Here is a 9,946-nt window from a genome sequence, read left to right as displayed (position 1 = left end):
TGGGGATCATGAGTGGAAAATTCAGCTCAACTGGCCTAATTTGACGGGGGCACGTCAACGTTTGCCGGATCGCGGCTTTTGAGGCTCATCGCATACTAAACGAATCCTTTGTGAAGGCAGTCTTCGCGCCGGCCGCCATTGTCGTCCGTCACCGATGATCTGCCTGCGTTTTCTGCCCTGTAGGGCCATGCGTTTCCGGATCCGCCTCGAAGGCTTGCTTCCCTTTCGCGGCCCACAGCTTGCGGGCGTGCCTGCCTTGATCGCTTCTGAGCTTGTCAGCCATCCAGCACAGCGCGCCGTAGATCATGGCACGGTCATCGCCGGTCAAATCCACGATACCGGCTTTGACGACGAGGCCGCCAAGTTCGATGAGATGCCGTGTGCGCTTGCGGCGCTCGACTTGCCAGGTGCGCATATCATGTCGCGCCCTTGCGGCTCGGTGCCGATTGAGGGCCGCTCGGTTGCGCAGAAGCGCCGTCGCTGTTGTGGTTAGCTGTTGGCCCATTTCGCCGCGTCCGGCTTTGAAAAAACGCGGCGCCGCGCTTGGCCCAAGCCTCCCTCTTTCCGGCCTCTTTCGTCTCGGCCAGGACAAGCAGCGCGCCGGCTAGCTCTTCGGCGGTGAGAGTGTCAGCTCCGGTCGCGACAACCAGTTCGCCGAGCTGGCGCACCTTGCGAATTTTCAGCCCGCGCGCCTTGTCTTCGAGTGCCTTCAGGTCCGCGTCAAAGTCGCGTGGCTTGCGCATCGTCGTCTCCATGAGTTCGATGGAGAAATGATAGGCGAGCATACCGCGGAATGCTGTAAGGTCGTCAGGACGGCTTGAGACGGTGCGATCCCTCCCGAGATTTTTTCGAGGAGGGCGCGCTTATACGTCGTGCCGACATACGCTTCGCTGTGCCAGTGATCTGATCGCGATGGCGATCTATCATCTTCACGTCAAGGTCATTGGCCGCAAGGCCGGGAGCAGCGCGGTGGCTTCAGCCGCCTACCGCTCGGGCTCGCGGCTGCGCGACGAGCGGCTCGGCCGCGATCAGGATTTTTCTGGAAAGCGCGGCGTCGTCCATTCCGAGGTGATGCTGCCGGAGAATGCTCCGGAGGCGTGGAGCGACCGCGAGCGGCTCTGGAACGATGTCGAAGCGTTCGAAGTCCGCAAGGACGCCCAGCTGGCCCGTGAGGTCGAGTTTGCCCTTCCACGCGAGCTGAGTGAGGCGCAAGGCATCGAGCTTGCCCGCGACTTTGTTCGCGGCGAGTTCGTCGGCCTGGGCATGATCGCCGACCTCAATGTGCATTGGGACAGGGCGGAAGATGGCCTGCCAAAGCCTCATGCCCACGTGATGTTGACCATGCGCGCGGTCGACGAGAAGGGCTTTGGCCAAAAGGTCCGGGAGTGGAACCGCACCGAGATGATCGAGCGTTGGCGCAGACGCTGGGCGGAGCTCGCCAACGAGCGCCTGGCCGAGCTCGACATCGATGCGCGGATCGACCATCGCAGTCTGGAAGACCAGGGCATTGCGCTGGAGCCGCAAAGCCAGATCGGCGCGCCGGCCAAACGGATCGAGGTCCGGGACATCCCAGGCGAAGGCGGTGAGGCCGATCGGGCCGAGATGCACCGCGAGATCGCGCGGAACAATGGCGCGCGGATCATCGCCGATCCCGGCGTCGGGTTAGAGGCCATCACCCTGCAGCAATCGACCTTCACGCGCCGTGACTTGGCAAAGTTCGCCCACCGGCACAGTGACGGACTCGACCAGTTCAACCAGGTGGCCAGCGCCATGCAGGGAGCACCCGATCTGGTCGAACTCGGCAAGGACGCCCGCGGCGAGGATCGGTTCACCACCCGCGGAATGATCGAGGCGGAACGGCGCCTGCACGTCGCCGCTGAGCGGATGGCGGAACGGGAGCGCCATGAGGTGCGCGACGCGGACCGTGCAGCCGCTTTGGCGCGTGCCGAAAGGCGCGGCCTGGTCTTGTCTAACGAGCAGGTCGAGGCACTGGCGCATGTCACTGAGGGGCGCGATCTCAGCGTCGTGGTCGGCCATGCCGGGACGGGAAAGAGCGCAATGCTGGGGGTGGCTCGGGAGGCGTGGGAAGCAGCCGGCTTCGAGGTCCGTGGTGTGGCGCTGTCCGGCATTGCTGCGGAAAACCTCGAAAGCGGATCGGGCATTGCGTCGCGCACGATCGCCAGCCTGGAGCACGGCTGGGAACAAGGCCGTGACCTGCTCCAATCCAGTGATGTGCTGGTGATCGACGAGGCGGGGATGGTCGGCACGCGCCAGCTCGAGCGCGTGCTGTCGCATGCGCTAGAGGCTGGCGCAAAGGTGGTGCTGGTCGGCGATCCGCAACAATTGCAGGCCATCGAGGCGGGGGCAGCGTTCCGCTCGATCCATGAGCGGCACGGCGGCGCGGAAATCGGGGAGGTGCGCCGTCAGCGCCAGGACTGGCAGCGCGACGCCACGCGTGATCTGGCGACCGGCAAAGTGGGCCATGCGCTCGGCGCTTATCGCGCCAACGGCATGGTGCATGAGGCCCAGACCCGCGAGCAGGCGCGCAGCGATCTGATCGAGCGCTGGGACCGCGACCGGCAGGCGTTACCGGACCGGAGCCGGATTATCCTCACCCACACTAATGACGAGGTCCGCATCCTGAACGAGGAAGCGCGCGGACGGATGCGTGCCGCGGGCGATCTGGGCAATGAGGTGGGGGTGACGGTCGAGCGCGGTGCGAGAACCTTCGCCAGCGGGGATCGCGTCATGTTCCTGCAGAACGAGCGCGGCCTTGGCGTGAAGAACGGCACGCTCGGGACCGTTGAACAGGTCAGCGCGCAATCCATGACGGTACAGGTCGACGATGGCCGATCTGTGCGCTTTGACCTCAAGGATTACGACCGGATCGACCATGGCTATGCCGCGACGATCCACAAGGCGCAGGGCATGACGGTTGACCGCGTCCATGTGCTGGCGACGTCCGGTATGGATGCCCACAGCAACTATGTCGCGCTGTCTCGACACCGCGACGGGGTAGGCCTGCACTATGGCCGCGATGATTTTGCGGATCAGGACCGGCTCACGCGTGCCCTGTCGCGCGTTCGCGCCAAGGATATGGCCTCGGATTACGAGGAAGCCGATCCAGTACAGAATTACGCCGAACGGCGAGGGATCACCTTCCGCGAGCGCGTGGTCGAGATCGTGCGCAAGATTGTGCCCGAGAAGCTGCGCGACATGTTGGACGGCCTGCGCTCTCCGGCTGATGTGCCCAGACTGGATGCCGGACAGAGGCCGGAACGGGCGACGCCGGAACGGGAAAGCAACGATCCCGCAGCCGACCGGCGTGGAGCCGAAGCGCCGGCCAGGAACGTGGCGCAAGATCCCGAAGTGGAAGCGCGTCGCGTCCGGACCCGGGCGCTCGTGCGCCATGCCCGCGTGGTGGACGCGATCTTCGCGGCGCAGGAGACGGGCGGCAGAGCCAGTCCCGAGCAGGTGAAAGAGCTGCAGAAGGCCCGCCAAGCCTTCAATGCGGTGCGCCCGTTTGGCTCGCACGATGCCGAGGCCGCCTACAAGAAGAACCCGGAGCTCGCCCGCGAAGCGGCGGTTGGGCGGGTCAATCGCGCCATCCGCGCACTCCAGCTCGAAACCGAACTCCGCAGCGATCCTGGCCGTCGCGCCGACCACTTCGTTGAGCGATGGCGGAAGCTCGACCAGACCAGCCGGCGCCTATACCAGGCCGGCGACTTGTCCGGCTACAAGGCCACGCGCTCGGCAATGGGCGACATGGCGAAAAGCCTTGAACGCGACCCGCAACTGGAATCCATCCTCGCCGGCCGCAAGAACGATCTCGGCATCGCATTCGAATCAGGCCGCCGGCTCGGCCAGGATCTGGCCTTCGTCCATGGCATCGATCTGGGCAGAGGCCGAGGCCTTGGAATTTGAGCTGTCCCGTTTGCGGCCGACTCTACGCCACACTTGGGCTGTGCGCGAAATCCTATTGTCCTACTGCGCCTGTTTGGCCTCTCTGGTCTCGCCGGACGTCAGAAGCGACCAGCGAGGGGCATCACGGCCATGCGGGAGCCAGACCGTATCATCAGGATGAAAACCGTCCTTGTCAGGACCGAGCTGTCGCGATCCACCATCTACCGCAAGATCGCCGAGGGTACGTTCCCGGCCTAGCTCAAGATCAGCAGCAACGGCTCGGGCTGGCAGGAATCCGACATCAATGGCTGGGATGCAGATCCCGTTGGTCGGCGGTGCCCGACGGTGATTTCGCGAGAACGAAAGCGAGAGAAAAGTAGAACCTGCGTGCACACGAATTGCACGCGCATGCCATCTAACTATCTGATACGAAAGATTTATCGGTCCAATCCATCATCGGCGCCACGGCGAAGCGCCAAGGCTTCGACTTCACGTATTCATTGTCGGTTTCAGTCATCTCGAGAGCCGTACCAGATCCCGCCCGCCATCGCCATCCACCTCGATTTCGGTCTGTTTGGAGCCATTCTGTGCATCCGGACGACAACGGTGGTCCGGGTTCCGCAGCAAACGCCACTGGTCCAGGCGAAGAATACAGGTCTCGCTGCTATGCTCTCCGACGGTAACGTCATCGAAGCCCCACCCATGCGCCGTTCCGGAGTCAGGAAAGTGCGGCCTCGAGCTCGATCGCGAGGTGGTCGACAAAGCTTCGCAGCTTCAGGGGGACATATCGGTTCGTCGGATAGACCGCTTGGATGGCCAGCTCTGCGGTGACGAGGTCCGGCATCAACACGATCAGCCGGCCGTCAGCGACATACGGGTCGAACACGAAGCTCGGGCCATAGGTGATGCCGGCACCCGCCAGGGCCGCAGCAAGCAGCATCCTCATGTTGTTCGCTCGCATCCGTACCGGACCGTCAATCACATGGTGTGTGCCGTCCTGCGCCTGCACGCGCCAGTCTCCGGCCGACACGGTATCGCTGAAGGTGAGGCGCGGGGCGTGCCGCAGGTCATCGGCCTCTGTCGAGGCAACGATCGATCAGGTGCTCGCCGGCAGGCCGCTGAGCGCCGCCGATCGTGCCCAGGTCATTGCCGACGCGCTGCGCGGCGCGCCCCAGGCGAAAAAGGCCTGGCCGGCATCGACCAGCCTGGAGGACATCTCCGGCCTCGTCGATCGCATCGAGGTGCCGACGCTGGTGATCAGCGGAGAACGCGATCGCGTCGATCCGCCGGAGACGTTGAGGCTCGAACTGATGCCGCGCATTCCGCACGCGACATTGCAAGTGCTGCCCGATACTGGACATCTGTCGCCGCTCGAAGCTCCCGATCGCTTGGCCGCTCTGATCGCCGGGTTCGTCGACGGGCTGGTCTGAACGCGTGGGCCGCGACGACGATGCTTCGCGCGCTCAGGCTGCTCTCGCCCCCGCCGTCAATCGCTCGATCGACCTTTTCTGATCGTCGGACAGATTCCATCGGATTACCGCCACCTGGCCGTTCTTGCGGGCAACAGATCCCGCAAGCCGGTCGCCGATGCCGCTGATCGCGAGCGACACGTGGTGGTCGACCGGCGGCAGCGCTGCGTCAGCCTCCTCGACCATGGCGCCGCCCAGCGACAGGTCCCGCACCATGACGGAGATGGTCGAGCCGTCTCTCGTCGTGATCGTTCCGCGCCGGCCGATCTCGACCCGTGGTGCTGCGCGCCTGTCGACATCACCGGTCGAGGTGCGGATGACATGAACCAGGGTTGCCCTGAGGTCGTCGACCTTCTTGGCGATGTCGAGTGATCCGTCTCGGATGTGCGATGCGCGTCGCCCGGTTTCCGTAGCTTCGCGCGACACAGAGGCGATCTGGGTCGCCACCTCGCGCGCGGCGTGCGAGGTCTCCTCGACGGTTCGCGAAATCTCCATGGTCACGCTGCTCTGCGCCTGGATCGCGTTGGCGATCGTCGACGAGACCGCCTCGACGCTTCGAATGACCTCGCCGATCGCACCGATGGATGCGACGGAGGCCTTCGTGGACTCCTGGATTTCGCTGATCTGCTGCGCGATTTCATTCGTCGCCCTGGCCGTCTGCTCCGCGAGCGACTTGACCTCGGAGGCGACCACGGCGAAGCCGCGTCCGGCCTCGCCGGCGCGCGCCGCCTCGATGGTCGCATTGAGAGCAAGCAGGTTGGTCTGCCCGGCGATCTCGCTGATCAGGCTGGTGACGGCGCCGACTTTATTGGCCGCCTCGGACAGCTTGGCCACGGTCAATTGGGCGTCGGACGAGGCGGTCACCGCACGGGCCGTCAGCTCGCGGGACGAGGTGACCTGGGTCGAGATCTCGGAGATCGATTCGGCGAGCTGGGCTGAGGCCCGGGCCACGGTCTGGGTATTCGCCAGGGCCTGCTCGGCGGCAGCGGCGACGCTGTTGCTGTTCTGTCCGAGGGTCATGGCGCTGTCGGTCATCGACGATGCGTTCCTGGCCATCACGTCGGTCCCTTGGGCGACCTCGCCGACAGCCTTGTTGGTCTCTTGTTCAACGGTCTCGGCCATCTCCTGCAGAGCTCGCGCCTTCATGCGGTCGGTCGCTGCGCGGCGCTCCTGTTCCTCACGCGCCAGGTCTTGCGCCCGCTCGATTGCCTTGAGCTTGAACTGCTCGATTGAGCGCGCCATATCGCCGAGCTCGTCCCCGCGCATCAGGCCAGGCAGCTCGATATCGAAATCGCCCTGCCCGAGCCGGTTGAGCGCGGCCGTCATGCTCGCCAGTGCCTTCGAGGCACGTCGGGCGATGAACAGGGTGATCGCGCCGATAAGCATCATGACGACCAGTGCGGCCCAGATCACTTGACGCGCACTCTCCCAGACTTGCGTTTCCAGGTCGTCGATGTAAACGCCGGTTCCGATGACCCAACCCCATGGCTCGAATCCGGCGACGTAGGAGATTTTCGGCTGCGGCGTGTCCTTCCCCGGCTTCGGCCACTGGTAGTCGACGACGCCTGTTCCCTTCCGCTTGACTGTTTCCGCGAATTCGACAAATAGCCTCTTGCCCGCAGGGTCCTTGGTGTCCCGGAGATCCTGACCGTCAAGCTCAGGCTTGATCGGATGCATGACCATGCGCGGCGTCAGATCGTTGATCCAGAAATAGTCCGCATTGCCATAGCGCAGCTTTCCGACCCGTTCCGCGGCGCGCTGCTGCGCGATCGCCATGTCCGTCTTGTCACGGCCGGCCCTGTCGTACTCGTCGCGCACGATGCTCAGCGCGCTCTGGACGAGGTGCTCCAGCTCCATCTGCCGCTGCTGCCGCAGCGACGTCGATAGATTCAACGCTTGGAAGAGAGCGAGACCCAGAAGACCACAGAAGCTCAAGCCAATAATCGCGTAGATTCGAACGGACAAACTGATCCGCATGGGCCAACACCAGCAATTTCAAGGGGGGATGTGCGACGAGGGCTGCGTTGCCGTCGCGCGCTTCAGGGCTAGTGCATGTTCATGTCAGAATGCTTAAAGAGCCCGGTCCGTAGATTTACGGAATTAGCCCTGATGCGTAGGGTCGTAGCATGATGCTCGACCTTCCATGCGTGAAAACCGACTGCCACGGCTCTCCCCGCGAAGCCGCCATGCGAGGCCATCGTGCAAACGCGTTGGGCCGGTGTATCTTCCGCGATGACTTGCGCCGGCAGATCCTGAGGGATCGTCGTCGACGCCGGCTCAGCCGTTGAGCCGGTCGATGTGCACCTTGCCGGCCTTCATCACCAGCGGGATGTGATCGCCCTGGCCGAGCAGGCAGGAGATGTCGCGCAGCGGATTGCCGTCGACGACGAGGCAATCGGCGATCGCGCCGGGCTGGATGCGGCCGAGCTTGCCGTCCATGCCCAGCACCTCGGCGCCGATGATGGTGGCGCTGGCGATCGCCTCGCGGGCGCCGACGATCTCGGCGCGGATGCGGAACTCGTCGCTCTGCAGCCGCTGCGACGGGCCGAGCAGGTCGCTGCCATAGCCCATCTTGACGCCCGCTTCGCGATAGATCGACAGCGAGCGCAGGCCGGCATCGCGCACGTCGGCGATCTTGGCGACGCTCTCCGGCGGCAGGCCGTATTGCGCGCCCTCGTTCGCGAGCGCCTCGTAGGTGACGAGCGTCGGGATCACGTAGACGCCATGCTCGGCCATCAGCCGCGCGGTCGGCGGATCGACAAGGTTGCCATGCTCGATGGTGCGGACGCCGCAGCGCACCGCGCGCGCGATCGCCTCCGCCGTGTAGGCATGCGCCAGCACGTAGGTGCCGCGCCCCCTCGCCTCGGCCACGATGGCGCGGATCTCGTCCTCGGAATAGCCGAACGCCCCGACCGGATCGGTCGGCGACGCGACGCCGCCCGAGGCCATGATCTTGATCTGGTCGGCGCCCATCTGCAGTTCCTCGCGCACCGCCTTGCGCACGCCGTCGACGCCGTCGGCCACGCGCGCCAGCGCGCCGACCCGGACGCAGCACGGACACGGCGCGTTGTCGGAGAGGAAGTCGGTGCGCGCGCGCATGTCGCCATGGCCGCCGGTCTGGCTCAGCGCCCGGCCGGAGACGAACAGCCGCGGTCCCTCGGTGAGGCCGGTGTCGACCGCCTGCTTCAGCGGATAGCCGGCTCCGCCGGCATCGCGCACCGTGGTGAAGCCCCGCCGCAACATGCCGCGCAGGATCAGCGCCGAGCGCAAGGTCACCAGCACGTTCGGCATCTGCACCTGCTGGGCGAGGTTGAGCTCGACCGCGATCGCATGCACATGCAGGTCGATCAGGCCGGGCATCAGCGTCCGGCCCTTGAGATCGATAATCTGCCCGGCCGCCATCTGCAGCGGCTTGTCCGACACCTCCTTGATCACGCCGTCCTCGACCAGCACATGCGAGCCTTCAAGCAGCTCCGGCTGCAGCGGATCAAGCAGGGCGGCATTCTCGAACAGGATGGTCGGCATCGGCAGTTTCCTTGCGCAGGACCGAAGGGTCCTTCAGACGGTGTCGCTTTGCGCCAGGATGCCTCGCGCCGCGGGCGCGGCGCAAGGCTGCGTCTTGCATAAGGCTGCGCGTTGGTTGCGCGGATCAGAGGAATCCGATCGACAGCCACGGCATGAAGGCGACCAGCAGCAGGCCGAGCACGAGCGCGCCGAGATACGGCCAGATCCGCGTCAGCCCGGCATTGGGATCGATCTGCCCGATCGAGCAGGCCGCGTAATAGCCGAGGCCGAACGGCGGCGCGAACAGGCCGATGCCCATGGCGAGGATGATGACCATCGCGTAGTGCACCTCGTGCACGCCGAGCAGCTTGGCCGCCGGGAACAGCAGCGGGCCGAACAGCACCATCGCGGGCAGGCCTTCGAGGATGCTGCCGAGCAGGATGAACACGGCGATCGAGATCAGCAGGAAGCCGTATCGGCCGCCGGGCACCGCCACCATCATCGCCGCCAGCGCGTGCGAGAAGTTGGACTGGGTCAGCGCCCAGGCCATCGCGGTCGCCGCGCCGATGATGAACAGGATCGCGCCCGACAGCGCCGCGGTATGCACCAGAGCCGGATAGAGCTTGCGCCAGTCGAAGCGGCGATACACCAGAAGTCCGACCACGACGGTGTAGGCGATGCCGATCGTCGAGACCTCGGTCGCGGTGGCGACGCCCTCGGTGACGGCGGTGCGGATCAAGACCGGCAGCAGCAGCGCCGGCAGCGCGGTAATCAGCGAACTGCGGATCGTCGCCCAGGACGGCCGTGGCCGGATGACGCCCGCGGGCTCGACCATGCGCCGCTTGGCGACGACCGCGAGCGCAGCGGCCAGCACCAGGCCCGGCACGATGCCGCCGGTGAACAAGGCCGAGATCGAGACGCCCGCGACGGAGCCGATGATGATCAGCACGATCGAGGGCGGGATGGTCTCGGCCATCGCTCCGGAAGCCGCGAGCAGCGAGACCAGCTCGCCGTCGTGAATGCCGCGCCGCTTCATGTCGGGAAACAGCACCGGCGCGACCGCCGCCATG

General features: G+C 65.4%; 8 protein-coding genes and 1 pseudogene. 3 read left to right on the top strand and 6 right to left on the bottom strand.

Annotated features, from left to right (window positions below; genetic code table 11):
- Positions 1–148: 148 nt before the first annotated feature.
- Together BRAS3809_RS31835 and BRAS3809_RS31830 are read right to left on the bottom strand one after the other, a co-directional pair.
- Positions 149–415, bottom strand: coding sequence for a conjugal transfer protein TraD (locus BRAS3809_RS31835; protein WP_008966124.1), 267 nt, complete (start codon positions 413–415; stop codon positions 149–151).
- Between the two features lies 1 nt (position 416).
- On the bottom strand, positions 417–743 hold the full coding sequence (locus tag BRAS3809_RS31830; protein WP_035659874.1) for a conjugal transfer protein TraD: 327 nt from the start codon (positions 741–743) through the stop codon (positions 417–419).
- A 169-nt stretch (positions 744–912) separates the two neighbouring features.
- Here BRAS3809_RS31830 and traA point away from each other — a divergent pair, with 169 nt between their 5' ends.
- Positions 913–3,924, top strand: coding sequence for a Ti-type conjugative transfer relaxase TraA (gene traA, locus BRAS3809_RS31825; protein WP_008966122.1), 3,012 nt, complete (start codon positions 913–915; stop codon positions 3,922–3,924).
- A gap of 129 nt (positions 3,925–4,053) precedes the next feature.
- A pseudogene (locus tag BRAS3809_RS31820) lies at positions 4,054–4,230 on the top strand (helix-turn-helix transcriptional regulator); the annotation flags it as partial.
- A 391-nt stretch (positions 4,231–4,621) separates the two neighbouring features.
- Here BRAS3809_RS31820 and BRAS3809_RS35395 read toward each other — a convergent pair.
- Positions 4,622–4,933 carry a LysR substrate-binding domain-containing protein gene (locus tag BRAS3809_RS35395; RefSeq protein WP_240535820.1) on the bottom strand — a complete coding sequence of 104 codons (312 nt, stop codon included), beginning with the start codon at positions 4,931–4,933 and terminating at the stop codon, positions 4,622–4,624.
- Positions 4,934–5,003: 70 nt separating this feature from the next.
- Here BRAS3809_RS35395 and BRAS3809_RS31810 point away from each other — a divergent pair, with 70 nt between their 5' ends.
- Positions 5,004–5,333, top strand: a complete 330-nt coding sequence (locus BRAS3809_RS31810) for an alpha/beta fold hydrolase (protein ID WP_052523519.1) — start codon at positions 5,004–5,006, stop codon at positions 5,331–5,333.
- Between the two features lie 33 nt (positions 5,334–5,366).
- Here BRAS3809_RS31810 and BRAS3809_RS31805 read toward each other — a convergent pair whose 3' ends face one another.
- The 3 genes from BRAS3809_RS31805 to BRAS3809_RS31795 all read right to left on the bottom strand — a co-directional run.
- Positions 5,367–7,349 carry a cache domain-containing protein gene (locus BRAS3809_RS31805; RefSeq protein WP_008966118.1) on the bottom strand — a complete coding sequence of 661 codons (1,983 nt, stop codon included), beginning with the start codon at positions 7,347–7,349 and terminating at the stop codon, positions 5,367–5,369.
- Positions 7,350–7,649: 300 nt separating this feature from the next.
- Positions 7,650–8,897, bottom strand: coding sequence for a metal-dependent hydrolase family protein (locus tag BRAS3809_RS31800; protein ID WP_008966117.1), 1,248 nt, complete (start codon positions 8,895–8,897; stop codon positions 7,650–7,652).
- A 124-nt stretch (positions 8,898–9,021) separates the two neighbouring features.
- Positions 9,022–9,946, bottom strand: a 925-nt coding sequence (locus tag BRAS3809_RS31795; RefSeq protein ID WP_035659866.1) for a TRAP transporter large permease subunit, incomplete at its 5' end; no start/stop codon positions are given.

Origin of the sequence: Bradyrhizobium sp. STM 3809 (assembly GCF_000239795.1) — a bacterium.
In the GTDB taxonomy this organism is placed as follows: domain Bacteria; phylum Pseudomonadota; class Alphaproteobacteria; order Rhizobiales; family Xanthobacteraceae; genus Bradyrhizobium.
The sequence above is the reverse complement of the archived record's forward strand: the minus strand, read 5'-3'. Positions and strand labels throughout refer to the sequence as shown.